General features: G+C 42.4%; 24 protein-coding genes and 1 tRNA gene. 12 read left to right on the forward strand and 13 right to left on the reverse strand.

Going from position 1 to position 23,805, the window contains the following annotated elements; translation table 11 throughout:
- A partial coding sequence (locus LEP1GSC194_RS19740) for an IS4 family transposase (RefSeq protein WP_020772098.1) occupies positions 1 to 628 on the forward strand: 628 nt, incomplete at its 5' end.
- 137 nt (positions 629 to 765) lie between these two features.
- Here LEP1GSC194_RS19740 and LEP1GSC194_RS19745 read toward each other — a convergent pair.
- Entirely contained in the window at positions 766 to 1,197 is a 432-nt protein-coding gene (locus LEP1GSC194_RS19745; RefSeq protein ID WP_036043866.1) for a hypothetical protein, read from the reverse strand.
- A 220-nt stretch (positions 1,198 to 1,417) separates the two neighbouring features.
- Positions 1,418 to 1,633 carry a hypothetical protein gene (locus LEP1GSC194_RS19750; protein ID WP_020775251.1) on the reverse strand — a complete coding sequence of 72 codons (216 nt, stop codon included), beginning with the start codon at positions 1,631 to 1,633 and terminating at the stop codon, positions 1,418 to 1,420.
- A gap of 109 nt (positions 1,634 to 1,742) precedes the next feature.
- Between LEP1GSC194_RS19750 and LEP1GSC194_RS19755 the strand changes: the two genes are divergently transcribed.
- Positions 1,743 to 2,789, forward strand: coding sequence for a helix-turn-helix transcriptional regulator (locus LEP1GSC194_RS19755; RefSeq protein ID WP_020775268.1), 1,047 nt, complete (start codon positions 1,743 to 1,745; stop codon positions 2,787 to 2,789).
- A gap of 185 nt (positions 2,790 to 2,974) precedes the next feature.
- On the opposite strand, the gene LEP1GSC194_RS19760 is transcribed toward LEP1GSC194_RS19755, so the two are convergent.
- On the reverse strand, positions 2,975 to 3,397 hold the full coding sequence (locus tag LEP1GSC194_RS19760) for a VOC family protein (RefSeq protein WP_020775273.1): 423 nt from the start codon (positions 3,395 to 3,397) through the stop codon (positions 2,975 to 2,977).
- A 955-nt stretch (positions 3,398 to 4,352) separates the two neighbouring features.
- Here LEP1GSC194_RS19760 and LEP1GSC194_RS19765 point away from each other — a divergent pair.
- Positions 4,353 to 4,688: an LIC10421/LIC12816 family protein gene (locus tag LEP1GSC194_RS19765; RefSeq protein ID WP_020775278.1), complete on the forward strand. Its 336-nt coding sequence runs from the start codon at positions 4,353 to 4,355 to the stop codon at positions 4,686 to 4,688.
- 584 nt (positions 4,689 to 5,272) lie between these two features.
- Here LEP1GSC194_RS19765 and LEP1GSC194_RS19770 read toward each other — a convergent pair.
- The 10 genes from LEP1GSC194_RS19770 to LEP1GSC194_RS19815 form a co-directional block, all read right to left on the reverse strand.
- A complete protein-coding gene (locus LEP1GSC194_RS19770) occupies positions 5,273 to 7,462 on the reverse strand; it encodes a 7TM diverse intracellular signaling domain-containing protein (protein WP_020775279.1) in 2,190 nt (729 codons plus the stop codon).
- A gap of 52 nt (positions 7,463 to 7,514) precedes the next feature.
- Complete coding sequence (locus LEP1GSC194_RS19775) at positions 7,515 to 7,985, reverse strand: EVE domain-containing protein (protein ID WP_017809677.1); 471 nt, start codon at positions 7,983 to 7,985, stop codon at positions 7,515 to 7,517.
- The gene (ftsH, locus tag LEP1GSC194_RS19780; protein WP_020775265.1) at positions 7,982 to 9,940 is read right to left on the reverse strand and encodes an ATP-dependent zinc metalloprotease FtsH; all 1,959 of its coding nucleotides are present in this window, start codon (positions 9,938 to 9,940) and stop codon (positions 7,982 to 7,984) included. The genes LEP1GSC194_RS19775 and ftsH overlap by 4 nt, the downstream gene beginning before the upstream one ends.
- Before the next feature lie 162 nt (positions 9,941 to 10,102).
- Positions 10,103 to 10,666 carry an aminoacyl-tRNA hydrolase gene (pth, locus tag LEP1GSC194_RS19785; protein WP_017809678.1) on the reverse strand — a complete coding sequence of 188 codons (564 nt, stop codon included), beginning with the start codon at positions 10,664 to 10,666 and terminating at the stop codon, positions 10,103 to 10,105.
- 43 nt (positions 10,667 to 10,709) lie between these two features.
- On the reverse strand, positions 10,710 to 11,345 hold the full coding sequence (locus LEP1GSC194_RS19790; protein ID WP_020775264.1) for a 50S ribosomal protein L25/general stress protein Ctc: 636 nt from the start codon (positions 11,343 to 11,345) through the stop codon (positions 10,710 to 10,712).
- An 18-nt stretch (positions 11,346 to 11,363) separates the two neighbouring features.
- Entirely contained in the window at positions 11,364 to 12,302 is a 939-nt protein-coding gene (locus tag LEP1GSC194_RS19795) for a ribose-phosphate diphosphokinase (protein WP_020775277.1), read from the reverse strand.
- Entirely contained in the window at positions 12,299 to 13,057 is a 759-nt protein-coding gene (locus LEP1GSC194_RS19800) for a sugar phosphate nucleotidyltransferase (protein ID WP_081605152.1), read from the reverse strand. Before LEP1GSC194_RS19800 ends, LEP1GSC194_RS19795 begins: the two co-directional genes overlap by 4 nt.
- A gap of 24 nt (positions 13,058 to 13,081) precedes the next feature.
- Positions 13,082 to 13,157, reverse strand: a tRNA-Gln gene (locus LEP1GSC194_RS19805).
- 4 nt (positions 13,158 to 13,161) lie between these two features.
- A complete protein-coding gene (locus LEP1GSC194_RS19810; protein WP_020775284.1) occupies positions 13,162 to 14,055 on the reverse strand; it encodes a 4-(cytidine 5'-diphospho)-2-C-methyl-D-erythritol kinase in 894 nt (297 codons plus the stop codon).
- Between the two features lie 228 nt (positions 14,056 to 14,283).
- A complete protein-coding gene (locus LEP1GSC194_RS19815; protein ID WP_020775259.1) occupies positions 14,284 to 15,228 on the reverse strand; it encodes a helix-turn-helix transcriptional regulator in 945 nt (314 codons plus the stop codon).
- A 148-nt stretch (positions 15,229 to 15,376) separates the two neighbouring features.
- Here LEP1GSC194_RS19815 and LEP1GSC194_RS19820 point away from each other — a divergent pair, with 148 nt between their 5' ends.
- The 9 genes from LEP1GSC194_RS19820 to LEP1GSC194_RS19860 all read left to right on the forward strand — a co-directional run bounded on the left by LEP1GSC194_RS19820 (position 15,377) and on the right by LEP1GSC194_RS19860 (position 23,744).
- Complete coding sequence (locus LEP1GSC194_RS19820; protein WP_020775263.1) at positions 15,377 to 16,774, forward strand: hypothetical protein; 1,398 nt, start codon at positions 15,377 to 15,379, stop codon at positions 16,772 to 16,774.
- A gap of 68 nt (positions 16,775 to 16,842) precedes the next feature.
- Entirely contained in the window at positions 16,843 to 17,121 is a 279-nt protein-coding gene (locus LEP1GSC194_RS19825; RefSeq protein WP_051185324.1) for a hypothetical protein, read from the forward strand.
- Positions 17,122 to 17,147: 26 nt separating this feature from the next.
- Positions 17,148 to 17,711: a phosphoribosyl-AMP cyclohydrolase gene (locus tag LEP1GSC194_RS19830; RefSeq protein ID WP_020775261.1), complete on the forward strand. Its 564-nt coding sequence runs from the start codon at positions 17,148 to 17,150 to the stop codon at positions 17,709 to 17,711.
- 47 nt (positions 17,712 to 17,758) lie between these two features.
- On the forward strand, positions 17,759 to 18,775 hold the full coding sequence (mltG, locus tag LEP1GSC194_RS19835; RefSeq protein ID WP_020775255.1) for an endolytic transglycosylase MltG: 1,017 nt from the start codon (positions 17,759 to 17,761) through the stop codon (positions 18,773 to 18,775).
- A gap of 153 nt (positions 18,776 to 18,928) precedes the next feature.
- Positions 18,929 to 19,186, forward strand: a complete 258-nt coding sequence (locus LEP1GSC194_RS19840) for a hypothetical protein (protein ID WP_020775275.1) — start codon at positions 18,929 to 18,931, stop codon at positions 19,184 to 19,186.
- Positions 19,187 to 19,314: 128 nt separating this feature from the next.
- Complete coding sequence (locus LEP1GSC194_RS19845) at positions 19,315 to 20,760, forward strand: glycosyltransferase family 2 protein (protein ID WP_020775276.1); 1,446 nt, start codon at positions 19,315 to 19,317, stop codon at positions 20,758 to 20,760.
- A 41-nt stretch (positions 20,761 to 20,801) separates the two neighbouring features.
- Complete coding sequence (locus LEP1GSC194_RS19850) at positions 20,802 to 21,839, forward strand: NAD-dependent epimerase/dehydratase family protein (protein WP_020775260.1); 1,038 nt, start codon at positions 20,802 to 20,804, stop codon at positions 21,837 to 21,839.
- Entirely contained in the window at positions 21,836 to 22,540 is a 705-nt protein-coding gene (locus LEP1GSC194_RS19855; RefSeq protein WP_020775258.1) for a glycosyltransferase, read from the forward strand. Before LEP1GSC194_RS19850 ends, LEP1GSC194_RS19855 begins: the two co-directional genes overlap by 4 nt.
- A 4-nt stretch (positions 22,541 to 22,544) precedes the next feature.
- Positions 22,545 to 23,744 (forward strand): AZOBR_p60025 family cell surface glycopolymer formation protein, encoded by a 1,200-nt coding sequence (locus LEP1GSC194_RS19860; protein ID WP_020775282.1) that lies wholly within the window; start codon positions 22,545 to 22,547, stop codon positions 23,742 to 23,744.
- The last annotated feature ends 61 nt before the right edge of the window (positions 23,745 to 23,805 follow it).

A 23,805-nucleotide genomic window follows, 5' to 3' on the forward strand; every position in this document is an offset into this window, starting at 1 on the left:
TAGGAAAAAAGGAAAGGAGGCGAGGGAAGCAACAATCGAACTTCGATTTGAAAAGCTAACGATAAAACCTCCTCAATACAAGAAATTAGAAAATATTGATATGTATGCGTTAACCGCAACCGAGGTAGGCGGACCTCCGGAAGAATCTATCGATTGGAAATTTCTAACCACAATTCCTATTCACAATTCGGACGATGCAAAAAGTATGATCGCCTATTACAAAAGCCGCTGGGGTATTGAAGTTTTCTTCAAGGTTTTAAAGTCTGGATGTAATATTGAATCTACTCAATTTAAATTTGGGAATCGATTCAAAGCTTGTATTGCTGTCTGCGCTATTGTTGCTTGGAGAGTTATGATGTTAACATTCTTAGGTAGAAATATTCCAGGTTTAAAAGCATCCATCCTATTCGAGTCTTTTGAATGGAAAGGCATTTATTGTCGACTTTTTGAAACTCCGAAACCTCCTAAGGAAGAACCCGAGTTAGGAACCGTCTTACTTTGGATTGCTAAATTAGGCGGGCACTTGGCTCGCAATTCCGATGCTCCTCCGGGCCCCCTTACCATTTTTAAAGGCCTCATGAGAGCTATGGAAATCGGGTTTATGTTTAAATTACTCACGAAAACCTAACTTGTGGGTAAGGTTATGGCTCTCTATGGATCGCGTTTCAGGTCGTTCGATAGGTTTTGGGACAAGTTCCAAGTAGCCTTCTTTTCTAATCCCTAACAAACTAAAGCTTAACCCTGATGGAGTCCCGCAAAAAAGTTCTAAAGACAATCCACAGTCGTGAAGTTTACGGTGCAGGCGCTTGATCGTTTACTTTCGGAAAGTACAATCGCCGGATTGGAACAGGCACTAGCCGTTCCGCCAGAGGCTTTTACGGAATAAGTTCCGATTTCAGGAAGAATAAACGTTTTTGAGGTTGAAGCAACGATTCGGTTCTCGCTAAAGATAGGAGTTCCCACACAAGAAGCGCCGGAGTAAACTTCCAAATTTGCGGATCCTTGATTGCCCAAAGATGCGCTGTTTACCGAAACGGAAATTCGATTTTTATTTCCTTCCAAAGAAACAAGTAAGGTTGCGGTTAAAAATTGTTCTTTCAAGTTTTCGTTATCGTTTGCACCTATTCCGTAGGGATTGCATTCCAATAACATAATAAACGATATTACGATTGGAAAAAATAAGTGAGTTTTACTCATAAAAAGAACCTTCGACTTGAATAAGTTCAAAGATCGAATGATTTTTTGAATCGGTCAATGATTTTTGGAGCGGATATTTTTCGGATTCTCCGGTGCGGTTTTATTTGGGACTGATATTTTCCAAACATGAAAATTCGGTGATGACCGTGCCGCTCAAGATTACTAATCGCAATTGCGTAGTAAAAAAGGAAAACCGGAATTTGCTTCCGGTTTGTAATTCTTATTTTCTTTTAAAAAGATTTCTGATGCCGATCCAGATTTCGGGAAGATAAGCCCCTATTACGATTAAGGCCAAGCCGCCGATCGTCCATTTCGAAATCAGGACGTTTTCCGTAAAACGAGTCAATCCCACATTCAGGATACTAATATACCAACCGATCGCGATGAGAATGAGGCCGATCGTGTGAGGAATGATGTAATTCAAAATCGTATTCATTTTAATTCCTTTGAGTAAAGTTTACAATGGGGAGATTTTGCAGGAAAAGCAAATGGGTTCAAGTGGTTTTCGAGTTGATAAGAATTTGAAGTTTCGGAAAGTTTCAGCTATGTCAGAAACTCAAAACTGGAACGAGGATGAGGAAGATTTTCCAATTCCCGTAAAAGAAGCCGGAAAAACGGAATCCAGGCTTTCCGCTTTATTGTTCAATTTACTCAGTCGGCATTCTCCTATGAGTTTTACGAAGATTCGTTCTTTGCTTCCGGACCACTATCAGAATCTGGAAAATCCGGATTCCGATCGGAAAAAACTTTCCAGAGACATGGAGGAGTTGGGAGAACTCGGCTTTTTGGTACGTTCTACGCAGGAAGGTTACGTTCTTGATCGAAACGTATCCAATCGGGAATTGCGATTGGAAAAGGAAGAATTGCGGGTTCTTGCGGAAACGATTCTCAGATCGTATCAGGAAACTCCTTCTTTAGAATTGTATTCCTTGTCTCAAAAATTATTCGAAGGCAAATTGGACGTTTATCCCGAGTTGGAAATGGATTTGAGAACGCAAAAGTCCTTGAGTCAGACGGAAGGAAACGCTTCGGTAGAACTTTTGAAAAAACTTTTAGAGGCTTTAAAAACAAAATCTCCCGTTCAGTTTTTATATTACAAAACCTTTCCGGAGGAAACCTATCGAGTGGAAGTCGATCCGATTCGATTGATCCGAAAAAATTCCGAGGACTATTATCTTCTCGCGTACGACAGAAAGAAAAAAGAAAGAAGAAGATTCATCATTCCGAAAATCACCAGAGTGGAAGCGATCGCGGAAAACTCGCTCTATCAACCTCAAGGGCAGAAAAGAGAGAATTCGCAGGACTGGGTTTTGCATCCGGCGCTCTTTCAGGTTCACGATCCGATTGAAGTGGAATTGGTCTGCGATCCCGAATTCTCGTATAAAGTTCGAAATTCAATATCGGAAATTCCTTATGAAGAATTTTCAAGAGATTCGTTTCGGCTTAAGGTCACGAATCGGGAAGGACTTTTTCCATTATTGATCGAAGCAAGGGACTCGATTCGGAAAATTTTTCCGGAATCCGTGGCTGCGGACTTTCGAAAAAATGTGGAACAAATCGTAATCAACTATAGGTCCTTTTCAAAGGATTGAAGGTCGATTTGGGTATTGTATAGTTAATTAGTATTTTATAAAATTATAATTTTATTTTTGTTTTTTTGGCGTTTCCGGGCTTGTTTTGAAATCGGTTTTTATTTCAGCATGGACGAGAAGTTGTTCGGTTTTTGAGCGTTGAATACGAACGAACTACGAGCTATTTTTTAGGGAAAAAATTGAATTTACCATTCTCCCGTGTTGGGCATGGATATCCAAGGTTCTTCCGGCGGCAATGCGTGTCCTTTTTGTAGGAGTTCGATCGAGATGAGATCGGGCGAACGTATGAAAGCCATTCTTCCGTCCCGAGGAGGGCGGTTGATCGTGATTCCTCTGGAAACAATTCTGGAACAAGTTTCGTAAATATTTTCCACTTCGAACGCCAAATGTCCGAAGTTTCTTCCGCTTGTATAAGTTTCTTTTTGTCCCCAGTTGTAAGTTAATTCGATTTCAGGCGCGTCGGTTTCTCCAGTTGATAAAAACACCAAAGTGTATTTGCCTTCGGGGTGTTCTTTTTTACGAACGACTACGAGCTCAAGAGTCATACAGAAAAAATCGAGAGCTTTTTCAAGATCTAAAACTCGGATCATGGTGTGAAGGTATTTCATGGCTTCTCCTATTCCAAACTCTTATGATTTGGAGAATGGCAGTTCGTAAAATTGAAATTTTCTTAGGTTTCTCTTTTTTGATTTTTGAAAACATTGTGGGAACTCCCGCAAAGTTTTTTCAATATCAAAGTTTATCTCAAAACTGTCCACTGCGGGAACTCTTATGGAAAATTTCCGCGAAAAAACGGTTCAAACTCCAAAAATAATGTAAGGCGACGGTTTCTGTGGGAACTCCCACTTCATTAAAAAGTTTTTCATTGATGAGAATATTATGTCTTACCAAAGCCGAAAAATCTGAGAACTCGTAAAGTTCTAAAACCTAGTTTCTATCCACTAGTCCCTTGAAATGTGGGAACTCCTGCTTTTTCATAAAACTCCATTAAAAAACTCCTCTCCTAGCTGTAATAAGCAAAGTTTGACGAATTTTAGAGGCTCAATTTCATTTTAGATAAAATTTCTTAGCTTTTGAGAAGATTTGCCGAATATTTTCTCAGTTTCTTTGAAAATAAATGCTTAAAAACTAAGCAATGTTGATTAGTTTAACATTTATTCCTATTTTTTTCCAAAATGAGACATTAGATGATTATGATGAATGCAATTTCACCGTTTTTAAAAGTAATTTCAAGATGAATTGTTTATAAAATGAAGATGAATGTATTCAAGCCGGACAATCGCATTCCAAATAGGCATACTTTTTTGTATTGTATTCATCATGATCAATTGTAAAGATAAAATCGTAAAAACTAAGCTCACTAAAGTAATAATGTGTTTTTCGAGTCGCCTTTAACCAAATATGCTTAATGAAAATAGAATATACGAAATTTATAAAGTATTTGAATAAATTTTTAAGAAAAGGAGGCAAGGGGATTTTTTTTGATTTATTTCTTGGGGGAGGTAGGTCAAATTAGTACTGAAGATTTGTTCTTCAAAAAAATACTCATCTGAGGTTTCAATCATGAAAATAAACAGACTGATTTCTGTAATTTCCCTTCTTGGCTTTTTCGCTACGAGCGCTGTATTTGCCGTGTCGGAAGAAGTTGAGGATCAACTTTTGGAAAAAGCAATCGTTGAGAGTGCGGTTACTAAGGAACAAAAAACGGCCGTTGGAAATTATTTGAAAGCGATTGCTCAACAAAAAACAGCTAGAGCGGAAGAACTTCGCGAACTTGCAAGAAGATCGACAGGCGGGAAATTTGTAGCGAGCAATGTTCAATCTCAAAAATATCTGAAACAAGCTCAAACGCTCGAAAAGGAAGCTCAAAGATATCAGTCCGTTCTTGGAAATCTTTAATCTTTAATCTTATAAGCTAAGAATCAAAAAGACGCCTTTTTTTAAGGCGTCTTTTTTTGTACCGATTTGTTTGAGAAAGGATCGGTTCATCAATAGAGTTTGTTGAAAAATTCCATAGTGGAGATCAACAAAACTGCTTCAATCATCCATTTTAATGTAACAGAAACAGATAGATAGGGAATTAATTTTTCAACAACTCTAATGAACAAAAACGTTTTATTTTCTGGTTTTGTACTATAACCAAGTAAGTTTTTAAAACGACTCTCAAACTAAGAGTTTTTCGCAAAATCTTAAAAATGCAGGAACTCCTGCAAATTTCCTTTCAGATTTTGGGACAACTTTAAATTAACTTTCGTTCGGTCTGAGAAAAATTGGGTGAATAGGAAACTCAGTGCATGATTTTCCGGACGCAGATCCATGGAAGTGTCTGCTAGACTTCTTCGGTCTTAACATAATACTCTGATCAACAAATTGATGGCTTGCTTGAAAAGCGAAATTGATTGCCATTCTAATTTGTTGATCCCGCCTTTCTCTATGAATTGCAACATGATAATCGCTTTCGCGTCGGCGATATCAAACTCACATTAATTAGGAGAAGCGGCCATCCCCTCGATCAACTTCTCCGGCTTTCCATTCAAATCCAGAATCAACAGTGTAATATCGTCCTCGAATTGGTCCCCTCTCCCGGACCAAGTTCTTACGGTATCGAACACGATTTGATTTAAGATTCGACCTTGAATTTTGGAATTTGATTTTAAAAGATCGTAAAACTTCTGATAACCGAACATCTGACCGAATTTATCTCGAGCTTCGGTGACGCCGTCCGTAAATAGGACGATTCGATCGTTCCGTTTGATCGGAATAATCAGTTCTCCGTTTTTGAGATTCCCGTCCAGGCCCATGATCCAACCGGGTAAAAATATTTCCCTCAATTCCCCGGATTGATTGAGAATCGCGATCGGAGGATGGCCCGCATTCGAATACGTTATAATATCTTTGTTTAAATCGACGATTAAGTATGCGGCGGTAATAAAATGTTTTCCATATTTTCCCATCAAAGCGCGGTTAACGTTCTTTAATAGATCCGCCGGTTCGACCACTTTTCTTACTTCGATCGAAAAAGCCAACTTCACCATCGAAGCGATAATCGCGGCGGGAATCCCGTGCCCCGAAACGTCGCTGATAAAAACCCCGAGTCTTCCGTCTCCATAATCGTGGAAATCGTAGAAATCCCCGCCCACAAAACTGGCGCATTCCGTCCTTACCGAAAGTTCGATCCCTTCTATTTTCGGAAATTTATCGGGAAGAATCGATTTTTGAAGTTCTCTGGCGATCCTCAGTTCCTGTTCGATCGCGGAAAGTTTGATCTGATTTTCGTACGCGGCAACGTTCGTTTGTAGACTTTCCGCTTGTAAGGATTTAAATCGATCCGCCAGGGCAAAGGAAAGAAGCGTCATTTCAAGCAAAGAACCGATCAAAGATCCCCAATCGGTAAACAAATTACTAGGTAAAACGGAAAGATTTTTCAAAACGGTAACAAGAATAAAAACGATCAAAACCGACCAAGCCAAAAGGAAAAATCGGGCCGGTCTATATCCGCGTCGATAACGATTGATTCCCGCATAGATGATTATCACCGAAGCAAAAACCGGGAGTAAAGTCAAAGCCTTCATATTCCAAAAATAGAATATATTAAAAATGGAAAGCACAATTCCGACCGAGCCCGGAATCATAAAAAGAATCAAAATTCGATCTAGAACTTTCGTATTTCGATACGTGTGTAAAAACGACCTCGTAAATTGAATCGAAAAAACGATTGCAAGGTATGCGAACGGAACCAAAAGATTGTTCCAAATTTTTAAAACACCCGGAAAAAGATACTGATTGCCGACTCCGGTGACGGACAACTGCCACAACGTAAAAAACAGAAGATATAAAACGTAAAAAAAATAACCCGCTTCCCTTACTGTAAACAACACAAAACCGTTGTAAATGAGCATCACCAAAATCGCGCCGAAAAATAACCCGAACAAAATATTCTGAATCTGAACGTTTAGGATGAACTCATACACGCTCCAGGCCTTAAAATTCAAAATCAGAGATCTACGAGACGATACGCGAATTAGATATTCGTCCGTGATCGAGTTTTTGGAAACGAGACGATATACGGGATGAAAATAACGTATGTTCTGTTCTTTTTGGACCTCTTCGTAACGAATGGGAAAACCGGAAATTTTTTTATAAATTACAAATTCTTCCGCTCCCGGATTGGCCAATTCCAAAAACCAAGGATGAAAACCCAATTCGCGGTTTTTATAACGTGTCTTGAATCGAATCCAAAAGGAAGAACGGGTAAATCCTTTGGAAAGAGTTTCCTTTTGGAAATTCTTCCAATCGGGATTAAAATTCAGATTCGAAAAATCCTCGATTCGAATTACATTTTTAGAATCTTCTAATAGTTGAAGATTCTTTCCGAGATATTCCCCCTTCATTTCACCCGAAAGAAAGAATACGAATTCTTCGGTTAAAAAGTTCGTTTTTGTCTGGGAGATAACGTCCCTAGGAATCGCAAAAATGATTCCGATGAAGATCAAGATGAGAAAAGAAAAAATATTGGTAAATTGTCTCGATAAAAATTCCGTAATACGGTGCGGAACGCAATGAGTATGAAAAGAATCCCGGCCGATCATCTGCAACAAGTCTTGTAGATGGCGTCGCACTGGATTCAAAAAGTAAAACCATTCGAGTTTCGTAATATGCAAAACGCGTAACATTGAGTTTCCGGCTTTGAGCTCTTTCGAAATCAAAAAGTCGAGTTTTGGGGAATCAAAGTTTGATACCCGCAAGTCCCAGAATGAACTGAAACTCCGCAGGGGAAACAGGTTGGATGGAAAGGCGCGATCCTTTCTGTAAAAGTACCATATTCTTCAATTGTTTGTGTTTTTTCATTTCTTCCGTCGTTACGGATTCTGGAAATTTCTTTTTGAATTTAATATCCACCATATACCACGTCGGATTTTCGGTCTTACTCTTAGGATCGAAATACTTATGAGAAGGATCGAAAGCGAAATGATCCGGATAACCGGGTTTTACGACTTCCGCAATTCCCACAATGGAAAGGGGATTTGCCCTGCTATGATAAAAGAGAACCAAATCTCCTTTTTGAATACTATCACGCAAAAAATTTCGGGCCTGATAATTTCTGACCCCTTCCCAAGGTGCAATCCGGGAAGGAGCGTTGTAAAGGTCGTCGATCGAAAAGACGTCGGGTTCCGTCTTAAACAACCAGTGTTTCATTCGTTGTAGGCTGGATTCGTTTTAATGCCGTTCTGTTTTTTAGATTTCACGGTTTTTTCCGGCTTTTTTTTTGTGCCTTCTTCGTTGGCCGGATGTACGATCGTCATCAATTCCTCGTGAGAAATGGTTTCTTTGGCGAGTAGCGCTTTCGCTAAACCTTCGAACTTGGAAGCGTTTTTACGAACCAGATCCCGTCCCTTGTTCAAACAAATCAGAATAATTTCACGAACTTCCTTGTCGATCATCGCGGCAAACTCTTCGGAATAATATTTGTTGCTATGACCCATATCTCTACCGATAAACACGTTGGTTTGATCGCCGCTGTAATTTACGGTTCCGAGTTTTTCGGACATTCCCCACTCGCAAACCATCTTACGTGCGATGTTGGAAGCTTGTTGAATATCGTTGCTTGAACCTGTGGACGTTACGCCGAACTTGAATTCCTCTGCGATAAAACCTCCCATTGCCACGACAATCTGATCCAACCAATAAGTTTTGGGGAGAATGTGTTTGTCTTCCTTAGGGAGAGATTGGGTTAATCCCAAAGCGCGTCCTCTCGGAATGATCGTAACCTTATGAACCGGTTCGGTATAAGGAAGAAGGGTTCCTAAAATTGCGTGGCCCGCTTCGTGATACGCAATGACTTCTTTTTCCTTTTCGGAAATGAAGAATGATTTTCTTTCCGGTCCCATCATCACCTTATCGCGAGCTTCTTCCAATTCGTCTTGAGTGACTCTTTTTTTATTCTTACGAGCGGCGAGTAACGCGCCTTCGTTGATGAGGTTCGCAAGATCCGCTCCCGTAAAACCGGGGGTTCCTCTCGCAATCGAATGCAGAGAAATATCGCTGGTCATAGGAACCTTACGGGAATGCACTTTTAGAATTTCTTCTCTTCCTCTGATGTCCGGAAGATCCACCATTACCTGACGATCGAAACGACCCGGACGGAGAAGAGCAGGATCGAGAACATCGGCGCGGTTTGTCGCCGCCATTACGATCACACCTTCGTTCTTTTCAAAACCGTCCATTTCTACGAGCATCTGATTCAGGGTTTGCTCCCTTTCGTCGTGACCGCCTCCGAGTCCGGCTCCTCTCAAACGACCGACTGCGTCGATCTCGTCGATAAAAATGATACAAGGAGAATTTTTCTTACCTTGATCGAACAAATCTCTTACTCTGGAAGCTCCGACCCCGACAAACATCTCCACGAAATCCGAACCGGAAATGGAGAAGAAAGGAACACCCGCTTCGCCCGCAACGGCTCTTGCGAGTAAGGTTTTACCCGTGCCCGGAGGACCGACTAACAGAACACCGGTGGGAATTCTCGCGCCGATCGCATGAAACTTTTTGGGATCTTTGAGAAATTCGATGATTTCGACCAATTCTTCCTTTGCTTCCTCGCAGCCCGCGACGTCTTCAAAGGTGATTTTTACTTTCGGATCCACGCTCATCTTCGCTTTGGATTTTCCAAAGGAAAACGCTTTGTTTCCGGTGGATTGAATCTGTCTCATCATGATGAACCAGAAGAGACCGATCAAAATCACGATGAGTAGAATATTACTTCCGATAACGCTCCAAAATTTTCCTTCCTCCGCGGAACGAGCGTCGAAGGAAACGTTAGCTCTTCTTAAGGAAGCGATCAGATCCTTGTCCAAAGGAGCGACCGTCGTTCTGAACTTTACGGGTTTTGCGGTTTTGGATTCCGCGTATTCGGAAGGAATGTAAAAACCTTCGATCACGTCTTTTTCGATTTGGATTTTGTTGTATTTGTCAACGTTTCCCTTATACAATTTACCGAGAGGTTTTTTCCCCTCCACGGGTTCGAGCATATTCAAAAAGTCGGAGTAGGAGATATCCTTGGTTGCGCCTGCGTTATTTTCATAGTTGTAGGCGATGATCAAAACGACCATCATAATGATTAAAACGAAGAATACGTTTTTTAGGTTCTTGTTCATGGAGTTCTCCCGTTAACTTAGACGCCTGTGAGAAACACAAAACAGGCAAGAGGTTCCTTCCGATAGGATTTCACGTTTCTTCAAAAAGGCAAGGAAGAATTAGCCGAAACCTTCTAAAAGGAATTCGGAAGGAAACGAAAAATCCGGCGGATTTTTTTTACTTCAAAGGTGATATTTTTCGATTACGTCGTCGATATCTCCGAGAGAAATCGAACGAATCGCGGCTTCCGCGTCGTTGATGATCTGAATCAAACTCAAGTTTTCCATCGGTTCGAAATCTTCCTTTAAAAAAGAATCTCGAGCTTTTAGATTGAATTCCTCGTTCTGGATTCCGATTCTAATTCGAATAAAATTAGGAGAACGAAGAGATTGAATGATGGATTTTACTCCGGGGTGATCCGTTTCTTGAGTTCCCTTATCGACGACGATTCTTCCGAGTGGAAGACTCCAGTCTTCTTGAATGACAAGAATTTCTCCCACTTGGATTTTTAAAAACGAAGCGATGTATAAAACGGACTCGCCCGACAGATCACTGAAGGTCTGAGGTTTTAAAAGTACAACTTCCTCCCCCTCAAAATCACCGCGACCGATCAGAGATTTCTTCTTCTTGGTCTTAATTTCAACATTGATGTTATTTGCGATAACATCCAAAATTTTGAAACCGATGTTTGAACGGTTATTGTTGTATCTGTCCCCTGGATTTCCGAGTCCGACGATCAGCTTCATGAATACCTATGTTTATCAGATTAGATCTGACGGAAGTTTCGTATTACTTCTTACCCTTCTTAGCTTTAGCGTCGTCCGCGGCGCCTTTAGCTTCCGCTCTTTCAGCGGCAAGAAGAGCTTTCGTTTTATTCACGGAAGTCACGATCGGATCGCCGTTGATTAAAATTTCCCAACTTGCGGGAACTTTCAATTGGCTGATCTTGATCGCATCACCCACGTCAAGATCGGTGACGTCTATCGTAAGATTTTCCAAAAGATCTTCAGGGATCGTCTTAACGCGGAGTTCGTGAATGAGATGTTCGAATTGGCCGCCGGTTTTGGAACCTTTCGCAATCCCGGTAGTTTCGATACCGATTTTGGTAACGATCTTTTGACCCGGCACGACCTTATAAAAATCCACGTGACGAATTCTGTCGATTTCGGGAAATCTTTGGATTTCTTTCACGAATACTTTTTGCTGGCCTTGACCTTCTACGTCGAGTTCGATCAAAGTGGACTGGCGGATTCCGGAATGAACCATCCTTTCCAGTTCTTTCTCGTTTACCGCACCGGAAGTCGCAACTCCGGCTCCGATAATATTTACGGGAATCATTCCGGTGGAACGGAGTCGATTGTTTTCGTTTTTACCGGTTTCCGTTCTTTTTTTTACCGCAATTTTGTGAATCGTGTTTTGGCTCATGTTTTTAATTACCTAACCTTAATCGAATAAAGTGCTGACTGATTGATTTGTATGAATTCTTTTGATTGCGTTTGCTAACAGAGGAGCTACGGACAATGATTTCAATTTATGAATCTTTTTGGATTCCGGAATCGCGATCGTATTCGCGAGAACGACTTCGGCGAAGTCGGTTGTGTTGATTTTATCCACCGCTTCTCCGGAAAGAACTCCGTGGGTCGCCGCGCAATAAACCGATTTAGCCCCGTGTTTCAAAAGAGCGTCCGCGGCCTTACAAATCGTTCCCGCGGTGTCGATCATGTCGTCGAGAAGGATACAATTCTTACCTTCGATTTCTCCGATCACGTTCATCACTTCGGAAACATTCGCCTTCGGTCTTCGTTTATCAATGATTGCTAATGAACCGTTTACTTTTTTACCGAAGGCCCTCGCTCTTTCCGCTCCGCCCGAGTCGGGAGAAACGATCACAAGGTCCTCGATCTTTTTCGTATTGATGTATTCCGCTAAAACGGGAGCAAAGTGAAGATTGTCCACCGGAACGCGAAAGAATCCCTGAATTTGATCCGCGTGTAAATCCATCGTAAGAACTCTGTTTAGTCCGCCGACTTCCAAAAGATCGGCGACGACTCTCGCGGAAATAGGAACGCGAGGTTCCACCTTTCTATCCTGACGTCCGTAACCGTAATAAGGAATCACGACGCTGATGCTGGAAACGGAAGCTCTGCGAAGAGCGTCCATAATCAGAATCAGTTCCATCAAATGATCGTTAGCCGGAGCGGAAGTGGATTGAACGATAAAAACTTCTCTTCCTCGAACGTTGTCCTCGATCTTAACCGAAATTTCTCCGTCGGAGAATTTCTTTAAGTTAATCTTACCGGGTTGAATGTTAAGATGAGTACAGATTTCTTCGGCGATTTGTTTGTTGGAACTCCCCGCAAATACCGCGATGTCTCCGTTCATGGATGGACTGCCTCCCCCTTGATCAAAGCGGAAAGCATCTGTAGGTCTTCGGGGGAATTTACCCCGTGGCTTTCGAGGTGATTTTTGAGTTTCATCGCGCCGAGTTTTTTTCCGGAGTTTCTATATAATTTCACTAAGTCGGGAAGATAATATTCTCCCTGCGCGTTGGAATTTCCGATCTTTCTCAAAGACTCAAAAAGGCCTTCTCCGTCGAATACGTAGGTCCCGGTGTTGATTTCGTTTATCAATTTTTCTTCGACGGATGAATCCTTTTCTTCCACGATAGCCGTAACATCGCCGGACGAATTACGGATAATTCTTCCGTAACCCGTCGGTTTTTCGACGACGGCGGAAAGTATCGTCGCGGAAAATTCGTTTTCTTTATGTTCTTTTACGATGTCGGCAAACGTTTCGGAAGTGATCATCGGAACGTCGCCGCAGGCGACGATGACGGAACCCTGAAAGTTTTTGAGTTCGGGCTCCGCGCAGAGGAGTGCGTGGGCGGTTCCCAGTTGTTCTTTTTGTTCCGCAAAGGAAACTCCGGAAATTCCGGAACAAAGAGATTGAACCAATTCTTTTTTGTAACCTACTACGACTACGATCCGTTCCACGCCGGAGCTTTTCAGGTGATCGAGTACGTGTAGAAGTAGCGGCTTGCCATTCAGCTCTACCGCAACCTTGGGCTGATCCGTTTTCATACGGGTACCCTTCCCTGCGGCCAATACCACAGCGACCTTATCCTGAGTAGGTTTCATCATTAATCAATGTCAGTAATTCAATGGCTGGGCTGCTAGGATTCGAACCTAGGAAATGGCGATACCAAAAACCGCTGCCTTACCACTTGGCGACAGCCCAGTTTCTAAAAGTTAAATCGTACGAATGTGAGATTTGAGAATTCCTGCCTCAGCCTGTGCAGCAGTTCTTCTTGAATCTCAAGACCTTGAACCAGTCCGTACATACTCGAACCCGAACCAGTCAACGAACAATAACTGGAGCCAAACTCCAGGAATTTATCCTTAAGAACTTCCAATTCCGGATGAAGTTGGAAGGCAACCGGTTCAAAATCATTCAAAAGCCTACCCTGTAGTTCGCTCCAATCCCCGTTTTTTAGAACAGACATCAGATTTTCCGACAGCGCGTTTCCATTTTTCCGAGAAGCCCTCTCTTGTAAAGGTTTTTTCAACAAGGAGTACATTTCCGCCGTGTTCATCACCTGCGGAGTTAGTGCAAGAATTCCTTGGCCGGGATGCACTTCGATCTCTTCCGAAATTTCTCCCTTTCCGGTGACGAACGCATGTCCTTCTCCCAGAAAAAAAGGAACGTCCGAGCCGATTTCGGAGGCAAGATTACGCATTTCGTCGGATGTAAAAAAAGGACGCAAAGAAAAAAGAAAATTCAAAAGCGAGGCGGCGTTTGTACTTCCTCCTCCGAGACCTCCCGCCGGAGAAATTCGTTTAGTAAGATGAATTTTGACTCCGGGAAGTTCCGGAAAGATGGATCTTGCCTTTGTAAAGGTTTTATAAAGAATATTTTTTTTGATATCGCCGATCTCCGAAACCCGATCATATAGTTTTCGTTTTTCTAATATGATTTCGTTTTCGGAAAAAAGTTCGAAAACTCCGTTGTTTGCGGGTTCGATCTCGATGTCGTCCCCCCAGGAGATTTTTAAAAATACGCTTCGAATTTCGTGGAACCCGTCCGGACGTTTGAACGGAATTTCCAATCCGAGATTGATCTTAGCGGGAGAAATCAAGGCGTTTTCCCGATATTCCGTTGCGCGATCCGACCTTTAAAAGACGAATCACTTTGTTTTTCCTTTGCTTTCGAAAAAAGAATTGCCGCCTTTAGAAAGACATCCAAAAAAATAGAACGTTTCAAAAACGCGGATGCGGCTGTCGAAATCGGTAATACATTCAAATTTCGTTTTTTCCTAATATTCTTTTGCAACAAAGCAAATGCGTATGACGTTCGTTTCATTTCTTTAACGCAGAATGGATTCTACCTCACCGATGATTCTTTTGACGAGATGGGAAGGACTTTTGAGAATTACGTTTTTTCCAAAAGGAAGAACCGTTTCTAAAAACCAAACCTCTTCCCGAATTTTTGCTTTGGACAAATGATAAACGACATTCTCCACGGTTTTGGTTTCGGAAGTTCTTTCCAAACCGAGCTTTCGGTTCAGATTGTAGAAAACTTCCTTTGTATGCCAGATTTCGGCGACTCCGGAAGAGTTTTCCCGATTTTTACGAAACTCTTCGAACTCGCGAATGTATTCCGATTTTTTTTGACCGGCCGGTTGCGAGATCGAATCGGAGCCGATTTCCAAGGAAAGGATATTGTCCAATCGAAAGTTGCGGGGCGCCTTTCGTTCATGACAATAACCTAATAAATAATCTTCTAATGAATGGAACAAGAACCAAGGGTCCACTTTTCTCCGAGAAAATTTCTCATCGGTTCTGGATTGGTACTCAAGGATCACGGATTTTCCGGTTCGAATGGCCTCCTGAATATCGGTTTTGTAAACCGAAAGCGCATCCTGTCCGGCCACCGGAACGATCGAAACGATCTTCTCGAGTATCTTTCGAGCGATCGAATTCGTTTTCGGATCGGCGCCGGTTTCCGCAATTTCTTCCAAAATTTTCCGAAGAGTCAGCCATTCTCGAATGCTCAAACGTAAACTAGAATCAAAACGAAACGGCAAAATCAGACCGACGGTATCGGTTTCCGAATCGTAATCGACTTGAATCAAATCGGCGACGTGGGGAGTGGCTCCTAGAAAAAAAAGCTCTCCTAATTGCTCCTTCAAATCCTTTTGATTGCCTACTCCGGTTACGCCTGAAAGTTCTTCCAGAGTCAACCGTTTGCCGTCTCTAAGATGACGAATCAGATTCAATTTGAAATTCAGTCGAACCGTACTTGGATTCATGGAGCCTCAAAAATAAAAATCCCGCGCATTCTGTAAACCGGAAATATAAAAAGGAGGCGCCCAATCAAACATTCTTTAAGAAATTTCCTCAAATTCAAAAAGCCGCATCCTGATTGACAATCCGAAAGAAAAAAAGATTCTTTCGGGGATGCGAAAAATTCTTCTCGTTTTCATTCTCTGTTTACCCGTTTTGTATTACGTCGGAACCGTTCTAAGCTGGGAGAAAAAAAAGAAAATTCCGATTACCGGAGACGAACCTCATTACCTGATGATCGCGGAAAGTATTCGAAAAGACGGAGATTTCGATCTTAAGAATAACTACGAAGAAGATCGGTTCACAAAAAAAATCATCGGTCCCGTAGACGTAGAAAATCATACGATCGTAAAAAACGGCAAATATTACAGCATTCATTCGGTCGGAACTTCGTATATTACGTTAATCGGATATTCATTTTTCGAAATTACGGGCGCTCGAATCAGCCTCGCACTTTTAGCGGGACTTCTTCCTTTTTTATTCTATCAATTGGGAAAAATTTTTCGTCTTTCGAGCAAGGAAGCCGCTTTAACCGCGGTTTTTTATTCGATCAGCCTTCCGTTTCCCATGGCCGCGGGACAAATATTTCCGGACCTGCCGACAGGAGTTTTGCTGACTGCGGTTTTTACGATCTTGTTTACTTTGGAAAAGGAGTTATCATTCAGAAATCAGAATATTCTATTTTTTGTATGTGGTACGGCGATCGGTTGTTTGATCTGGTTGCACGCTAAAAATCTTTCGATCGTAATCCCGATTCTTTTCGCAATCATGATCAAAAAGGAATGGAATCTGCAATCCAAAGCGGTTTTAGTCGGAATTCCGATCTTATCCATTCTTTGTTTTCTAATTTGTAACTTTTTTTGGTTTGAGTCGATCCTCGGTCCTTACGGAAGAATCAATTCCCCGCCTACCTTGGATTTCAATTTTTCCCATTGGATCACGGTCTTTCTCGGTCTTTTTATGGATCGAAACCAAGGGCTCTTTTTTCAAAATCCTATGATCTGGATTCCGGGAACCGTCGGATTTCTTTTTCTCATTCATGAGAAAAATTTAAAACGAATCGGAATCCTTCTCTTATTCGTTTTGATTTTGCAACTTGGGTTGAACGCAGGACATCCTTGTTCCTACGGATGTCTTTCCCTTCCCGGTAGATTTCAGTGGGGTTCCGCGTCCTTATTCTTCTTTCCTTTTCTTGCGGGTTGGAAAATGCTCGGTTCCCTTTTTAAAAAGTTAACTTGGAAGATTCTTTTCCTTTATGTCGCTTATCAAATCTGGATCGGAAAGTATTGGTTCGATCATACCGGATCTTTGTATCACGTTATGGAACCGAATCCCCAAAAAAGACCCGGCTTTTTTCCGGAAAAAATTCTTCCCTACTTGCCATCCTGGACCGATCCCGATTTGTCTTGGAACGTTCTTGTAAATTGGATCTGGATCGGAATTTTTTTTCTGCCGATATTAACACTGAGTTATCTGTGGATTCGGAACATTCGTAAAGCCAAACCGGTCTGAATCCTTTGGTTGACATAGAAACGAACCGAGAACCAATATTTGAAAGTAAAGGTATCCAAAAAGTCGTTATGAAATCGAATTCGTATACAGTGTTTCTAAAATTTATTCTTCCATTTTTGTCGATCGCAGTTTTTTTTTCAAACTTGCGGGCCCAAGAAGAGAACCAAATCGTAAAGGAAAAAATGATCTGTCAAAAGATCGAACTTTTTGTTAACGGACAGAGATACGACGACGGCCATAAATGTGTGTCCGCAGACGCGATTTGTTATCTGGTGGAAGGCCTTTCTTTGAGTTGTTTCGCCAATCCGAACCTCGTCGATCCGACTTTGCATAAGCAAAATAAGTAAAATCTCCGTTCAAATTCCAGGTCGATATGAGTTCCCGCAAAATCACGATTTTAAAAGTTCAGGAACCGACTCGATCGATTTCATCTCTTACTAGAATCTCCGAGGAAGAATTACCTCGGTATCGAAACGGTCTTCCCAAAGGTTTTCGAGAGGAAGTGGATTGCGACGAGGACACGGTTTTATTTTTGCATCCCGATTTCTCACCGTTGATTTTCGAAAAAACGCGGGAACTCCTCGTACTCCCGAAAAACGAAATGATTCCCATCGTAGCGATCGATCCCCAAGGTCAGATTCTCATGCAGGCATTTGGAAACGAAGAAAGCCAAGGGCAGACTTTAAAAACCGGATACGCGCATTACTTCAGTCGGTCCAGAAATCAACTTTGGAAAAAGGGAGATACTTCGGGACATACTCAAAAAATTCTACAGATCCTGTCGCCGCCCGATCGTTCTTTTTTGGTCTATCAAGTGGAGCAGGAAGTTGCGGCCTGCCATGAAGGATACTACAGTTGTTTTTTTAGGGAGAGAATCGCCGGAGTAACGTGGAAACCGCTTCCGGTTCCGAGAAATTTTCTTCCAGAAAAGAGCTGAAATCGTATTCTGCCTTTTGAAATCTGTCGAAGGAAATAGATGAATTTATGAATATTAAGAAATTTTTGATTTTTTCCGGATTCTTTATCGGAGTTCTGCTTTTGATCGTCGTTACTACATTTTTCGTCGTAGACGAACTCAAAGGAGGCGCGGTCGGCTCCGGACAGACTAAGATGGATCTTCTGATCGAGTCCGGGGATACTTCCGGAAAGATCGTAGAAACTCTTTCCACACACGGAATGATCAAGTCCTCCAAATATTTTCTTTATCTGGTTCGTTTTACGGGAAGCGCCGGGAAAATCAAACAAGGACTTTACGAGATCAACGATGGAATGGATTCCAGAAAGATCCTTCAGGTAATCACGGAAGGAAAAGTAAAACTCGTAAACTTTACGATTCCGGAAGGATACAACAATCGTCAGATCGGCGATCTTCTCGTTTCCAAAAAAATCATTTCTAAACGTCAGGACTTTCTTCTCGCCGCGAGCGAACCGTCACTCTTGAGAGAATTCAAAATTCCTGCTACTTCTGCGGAAGGATATCTCTTTCCGGAAACCTACAGCGTTCCGATCCATTTTCCCGTCGATAAAATCGTTCGAATGATGATCAAAAGATTTTACGTTCGAGTCGCAAAAATCGAAAAGGCGAAAAATCTTTCCCCCTCCGAACTTCATAAATTCGTAATTCTTGCCTCCGTCGTGGAGCGCGAAGCGAAACGAAACGAAGAAAGACCTTTGATGGCGGGAGTTTTTAACAACCGTTTAAAACGGGATATGCCTTTGGAATCCTGCGCTACGATTCAATATCTTTTCGATAAACCTCACAGCAGGATTTTCGAGAAGGATCTTAAAATCGTATCTCCGTATAACACGTATTTAAATAAGGGATTTCCTCCGGGTCCGATTTCCAATCCAGGTTTTCCCGCTTTGGAAGCCGCGTTTTATCCTAAGGAAACCGAATTTCTTTTCTTTCTTTTAAAAGGGGACGGTTATCATTACTTCGCAAAATCCCTCAAAGAACATTTGGAAGCGAAGAAGAAATACATCGACGTTCTTTACGATTAAGTAGATTTTTCAGATTTTATCGACTCGGAAAGTTTCAGGCAAAGCGGTGTGCCTAGGAAACGTGATCGCGCAAAAAAATCTTCTGTACAGAAAACCGATCGTACGGTCGAATTTGAAAATAGGTACGATCGATATCCGATCGGGAAAAATGATATGGCTACTCCGGATTTGGAAATCAAAAATGTTACTCAGGAATTGATCGAAGTTCAGAAGGCTTTGAACGTTTTTCGGGAAAAGCAGAAGAATCGGGAATCCGTGGACGAAGCGGCCGTAGAATTCGTAACCAAAGCGGATTTGGTCGTCCAAAGGGCCGAAAAGAATGAAATTTTTTTGACGGACGATCAAAAGAGAAGAATCAAAAACAATCTGCTGAAAATCCGCGCCTCCCTGGTCCGCAATCATTCTTCTTGAAAACTCTTTCGTATATTTAAGTTCTCATATCCGCTTTCGACGGAATACGCTGCGGCTTATAAGCTCGAATTCCCCGTTTCCAAATCGTTTTTGACATTCCCGGGCCTGTAAAAATAGCGTATCTCCCAGTGGAAAAGATTGAAGTAGGGGTCATAGCTGCGGCCGGAAAAGGAACAAGGGCCTATCCCAGATCGACATACATTCCTAAACCTTTATTCGAGTTTCAGGGAAAAACGATTCTTGAACGAAACGTCGAACTGATGCAGAGCACGTTCCACGTAAAAAAAATCTACGTTCTCGTCGGTCATCTTCAAGAAATGGTCGTCTCCGAAATCGAAAGGATTCGGAAGAATCACCGCAACGTGGAAATCATTCCTTCTCTTTGGACCACAAAAGGTCTTGCGAGCGATATCGCCAGTTTGGAACCGCAAATCCGTTCTCCGTTTATCACGATCCTGGGGGACGAGTTTTACTTTCATCCGGATCATAAAAAATTCATACAAACGTTTCGAAAACACCCGAAACTGATCGCATCGATCGGCGTTCAAAAGACCACCCTGCTTTCCAGAATCCGAAAGAATTATTCCGTGGAACTGAAAGGGGATCGGATCTTGGAACTCGTGGAAAAACCTTCCGATCCTCCGAACGATCTTCTCGGTTTGGGTAGTTATCTTTTTACTCCGGCTTATTTCGAATATTTTAAAAAAACTCCTCCTTCTCCCAAAAGCGGCGTGATCGAAATCACGGACGTGATTGATCTGATGGCAAAGGAAAGCGGCAAGGTGTTTGCGACGGAACTCGACGTGGAATACTTCAATATCAATTCTATGCAGGACTATCATCACGCGGTTTACGAAATCCGAAACGAGGAATTCGCGCGTTTTAAAACCACGTTGATCGTTCCCACAAAAAACAACGAAAGATCCGTCGCGGACGTGATCGTGGACTTTCGGGGAAAGGTCGACGAAATTTTGGTGGTCGACTTCGGTTCTACGGATAAAACATTAGAAATTGCTAAAAAAGAAAAAGCTAAAGTCCTTTCCTTTGAAACGGCTGAGGACGGGGATCATTTCGGAAAACAGATTCGGGAAGGAATCCGGGCCGCGTCCGGGGATATCGCGATCATCGTTACCCCCGACGGATCGTATCGATCCAAGGATTATCCGAAACTTTTGGAATATCTGAAAGACTCGGATATGGTGATCGGTACTAGAACCACCAGGCAGATGATCGAACAAGGTTCCAATCTTCTTCCCGGAGTTCGTGTGGTCAATCTGATCCTCGGAAAACTCATCGAAGTTTTTTGGTGGGGAATGGAACCGCGTTTTACGGACGCGATGTGTTCTTACTTTGCGATCTGGAAGGATTCTTACTCTAAAATCGAACCCGATCTGGAGATGAACGACCGGAGAATCATTCCCGAACTGATGATGGAAACCGTTCGTTCTTATATGCGTTGTATCGAAATTCCGATCTCCTATTATCGTCCGATCGAATCCGTTCCAAAGAACACCGCCCGAGAATTCATTTCGATCGTCCGTTTGATGTTGAAGAAAAAATGGTTCGGAAACTAATTTAGAATTTTTTAATTATAGAATATGGAAAAGGGATATTTATGGCAAAAAAAGTTTTAGTGACCGGCGGATGCGGATTTCTGGGTTCTCACGTTTGTGAAACGTTTCGTAAACAAGGTTGGGACGTGATCAGCTACGATAGTATGACCAAATATGAATTGAAAAGAACCGGATACGGAACCGAAGCGACCCGCGAATACAACTGGAATTTTTTAAAAACCCTCGGAGTTACGATGGTAAAAGGGGATATCCGAAACCTCGAACATCTTACGGATCGGACGGAAGGTTGCGATTTTATCGTTCATACGGCCGCACAACCCGCGATGACAATTTCCTGGGAGGATCCAGAACTTGATTTTACGACAAACGTATTAGGAACCTTTAATGTTTTGGAGGTCGCCCGTAAACGGAATATTCCCGTCGTTAACACGAGTTCCATCCACGTATACGGAAATTCGATCAACGACACTCTCAAAGAAGGAGCCACTTCCTACGAAAGAAGTCCGGTAGCGATCGGAGAGGATCAGCCCGTGATGGTCGGAGAAATTTCTCCTCTTCACGCTTCCAAGATGAGCGCGGAATATTATGTGAGAACGTATGTGGACATGTATAAGATAAAGGCCGCTTCGTTTCGTTTTACCGGGATTTACGGCGAACGTCAGTTCGGCGGAGAGGATCACGGTTGGGTCGCGAACTTTGCGATTCGTTCCGTGTTCGGTTGGCCTTTGCGGATTTTCGGAACCGGAAAACAAGCACGGGACATTCTCTATGCGGCGGACGGAGCGGAAAGTTACCTCAGATGGTTCGAACATCAGACTCCGGGAGTTTTTAACATCGGCGGAGGTCCGGATCATAAAATTTCTTTATTAGAATGTATTCATATGATCGGAGATATCCTCGGTAAAAAACAGGAGATCGTATTCGACGTGGAAAGACCGGGTGATATGCGTTATTTCATCTGCGACATCGCCAAGGCGAAAGGATTCGGATTCGACCCTAAATTCAAACCGAAAGAAGGCGTGGAAAAACTGATCCGCTGGATTGAAGCGGATAAATCCGTGTTCGAAGTCAAAAAATGAAAAATCTCGTCGTCATTCCCGCTTACAACGAGGAGGAAACGATCCGCGAAGTTGTCGAACGGGCTTTGGCGTATTCGGACGTTCTCGTCGTCGACGACGCTTCCAAAGATAAAACGCCGGAAATTTTAAAAGCACTGATTCGCAAATATCCGAAAAAACTGTTCACGATCCGTCACGAGAAGAACACGCATATTCCCGGCGGGATTCAGGACGGAATGAAATTCGCCGTTCAAAAAAAATACGATTCGGTCGTGACGATGGACGCGGGTCTTTCCCACGATCCGGATAAACTTCCCGAATTCATCAAAACGGAGGCGGATCTCGTGATCGGAAGTCGTATAACGACCGACGGGGTTCCACTTTACAGAAAGCTAATATCTTTTATCGCCGCAAAAGTGATGAATTATTGCATTTCACCGGGTTTGTTCGACGTATTCGGTTATCGATTGCGGGATTGCACTTCCGGATATAGAAAGTATTCCAAGAACGCGTTTACTTGGATCGCCGAGTCAAAACTGGAATCGGTCGCGTTCGACTTTCATATGGAAGCGCTTTCGATCGTGGCTAAAAATCGGGGAACGATCGGAGAAATCGGAATTCATTATGTGTTTTCCAACTCTTCCTTTAATCGAAGGGTTTTAAAACAGGCGATTCGATTCGCATTCAAATTATTAGGAAGAAAACTCGGTCTCGGCGGTTAAGAATATGCAAAAACTTGAATCTTTATTTCGAAAAGTCGATTCTCCCCTGAAAGGTTTGATCGTTCTTTTATCGCTTTACGGTTTCGTAACACTTGCACTTTGGTCCCGTTACGGATGGAATCCTTCCGCGATGGTGAATTTCGGCGAGGAGTTCGTCAAAAAGAACGAAGCGGAAACCCCGAGCGGGGTGATCGCCTTTAAGGGAAAAGAAGGGGATTTGGGAGCCGGTTACGATGGCCAGATTTTTTACTATTATTCGAGATCGATTTCCAATTTCAGTCTGAAGTGGCCGGAAGGTTTCGACGCCACATACAGAGCGCCTCGTATCGGTTATCCGTTATTGATTTCTCTCTGGGGAATTTTTGGTAAATGGGGAAACATCGCCGGGATGTACATTCTCAGTCTTTCCTTGCTCTATCTTTCTTATCTGGCGCTTCGCGTACTTTTAAAGGAAAAATCGCATTGGGCGATTTTATATCTCGTCTCTCCGTTTGCGTTGGCGAGTTATTCCGTTCTTGTAAGCGATACGATCATGGTTTCGTTGATCGTTCTTGCGATTTATTTTTACGAAAGGGAAAACTACGTTTCCTTTTACGTTCTTTCCGGCCTCGCTTTGGTCACGAAAGAACCCGCGTTATTCTATCTTTTCTCTTTGGGACTTGCAGCCTTGTCGCGCAAAGACGTGAAGAAGATGTTGATCGTAGGTTCCACTTTACTCGTTCCCGTTCTCTGGCAGATTTATCTCAAATATACTTTGCCGAATTGGACGCCGACGAGACTTGCGGTGTTTATGATTCCGTTCGAAGGAATTTATAAATATCTAATGGAGTTAGGTGCGAGTTTTATTAGCGGCGGCGGAATCAAACAGATCGTTCGATCCTTTTCCAAGTTTCCCCTTGTGCTTCAATTTCTGACGATGTTCTTGATTCCCTTTACGGGATCCTGGAAGAAGGGAACTTTTTATAAGGTCGGTTTCTCTTTGGTGATCTTGATGATCGCGATCGCGAACCACTATCATTTCTGGTCCGAGTATATCAATACGATCCGCCTTTTTACGTTTGCGATTCCTCTTTATCTTTTCATCAAAGCCGAAGACGAGGAAATAATCGACCGTCCGTTCGTGATTTTGTTTCTGATCAACTTGGTTCTGATTTTGGCGAGGCTCACGTTTCTCTACAAAGTTCAGGATTATGTTGTGAGATAATTTTCCCGCAAGCGATTGAGGCGTAGTCAAGAAATTGCCAAATCAAACGATCTTTCATTTC

Source organism: Leptospira alstonii serovar Sichuan str. 79601 (assembly GCF_000347175.1).
GTDB lineage: Bacteria > Spirochaetota > Leptospiria > Leptospirales > Leptospiraceae > Leptospira > Leptospira alstonii.

What these genes read in the sequence shown, in the direction of transcription:
- LEP1GSC194_RS19745 (WP_036043866.1), bottom strand. Translation starts at nt 1,197, where the DNA reads ATGAGTAAAACTCACTTATTTTTTCCAATCGTAATATCGTTTATTATG.
- LEP1GSC194_RS19750 (WP_020775251.1), bottom strand. Translation starts at nt 1,633, where the DNA reads ATGAATACGATTTTGAATTACATCATTCCTCACACGATCGGCCTCATT.
- LEP1GSC194_RS19755 (WP_020775268.1), top strand. Translation starts at nt 1,743, where the DNA reads ATGTCAGAAACTCAAAACTGGAACGAGGATGAGGAAGATTTTCCAATT.
- LEP1GSC194_RS19760 (WP_020775273.1), bottom strand. Translation starts at nt 3,397, where the DNA reads ATGAAATACCTTCACACCATGATCCGAGTTTTAGATCTTGAAAAAGCT.
- LEP1GSC194_RS19765 (WP_020775278.1), top strand. Translation starts at nt 4,353, where the DNA reads ATGAAAATAAACAGACTGATTTCTGTAATTTCCCTTCTTGGCTTTTTC.
- LEP1GSC194_RS19770 (WP_020775279.1), bottom strand. Translation starts at nt 7,462, where the DNA reads ATGTTACGCGTTTTGCATATTACGAAACTCGAATGGTTTTACTTTTTG.
- LEP1GSC194_RS19775 (WP_017809677.1), bottom strand. Translation starts at nt 7,985, where the DNA reads ATGAAACACTGGTTGTTTAAGACGGAACCCGACGTCTTTTCGATCGAC.
- ftsH (WP_020775265.1), bottom strand. Translation starts at nt 9,940, where the DNA reads ATGAACAAGAACCTAAAAAACGTATTCTTCGTTTTAATCATTATGATG.
- pth (WP_017809678.1), bottom strand. Translation starts at nt 10,666, where the DNA reads ATGAAGCTGATCGTCGGACTCGGAAATCCAGGGGACAGATACAACAAT.
- LEP1GSC194_RS19790 (WP_020775264.1), bottom strand. Translation starts at nt 11,345, where the DNA reads ATGAGCCAAAACACGATTCACAAAATTGCGGTAAAAAAAAGAACGGAA.
- LEP1GSC194_RS19795 (WP_020775277.1), bottom strand. Translation starts at nt 12,302, where the DNA reads ATGAACGGAGACATCGCGGTATTTGCGGGGAGTTCCAACAAACAAATC.
- LEP1GSC194_RS19800 (WP_081605152.1), bottom strand. Translation starts at nt 13,057, where the DNA reads ATGAAACCTACTCAGGATAAGGTCGCTGTGGTATTGGCCGCAGGGAAG.
- LEP1GSC194_RS19815 (WP_020775259.1), bottom strand. Translation starts at nt 15,228, where the DNA reads ATGAATCCAAGTACGGTTCGACTGAATTTCAAATTGAATCTGATTCGT.
- LEP1GSC194_RS19820 (WP_020775263.1), top strand. Translation starts at nt 15,377, where the DNA reads ATGCGAAAAATTCTTCTCGTTTTCATTCTCTGTTTACCCGTTTTGTAT.
- LEP1GSC194_RS19825 (WP_051185324.1), top strand. Translation starts at nt 16,843, where the DNA reads ATGAAATCGAATTCGTATACAGTGTTTCTAAAATTTATTCTTCCATTT.
- LEP1GSC194_RS19830 (WP_020775261.1), top strand. Translation starts at nt 17,148, where the DNA reads ATGAGTTCCCGCAAAATCACGATTTTAAAAGTTCAGGAACCGACTCGA.
- mltG (WP_020775255.1), top strand. Translation starts at nt 17,759, where the DNA reads ATGAATATTAAGAAATTTTTGATTTTTTCCGGATTCTTTATCGGAGTT.
- LEP1GSC194_RS19840 (WP_020775275.1), top strand. Translation starts at nt 18,929, where the DNA reads ATGGCTACTCCGGATTTGGAAATCAAAAATGTTACTCAGGAATTGATC.
- LEP1GSC194_RS19850 (WP_020775260.1), top strand. Translation starts at nt 20,802, where the DNA reads ATGGCAAAAAAAGTTTTAGTGACCGGCGGATGCGGATTTCTGGGTTCT.
- LEP1GSC194_RS19855 (WP_020775258.1), top strand. Translation starts at nt 21,836, where the DNA reads ATGAAAAATCTCGTCGTCATTCCCGCTTACAACGAGGAGGAAACGATC.
- LEP1GSC194_RS19860 (WP_020775282.1), top strand. Translation starts at nt 22,545, where the DNA reads ATGCAAAAACTTGAATCTTTATTTCGAAAAGTCGATTCTCCCCTGAAA.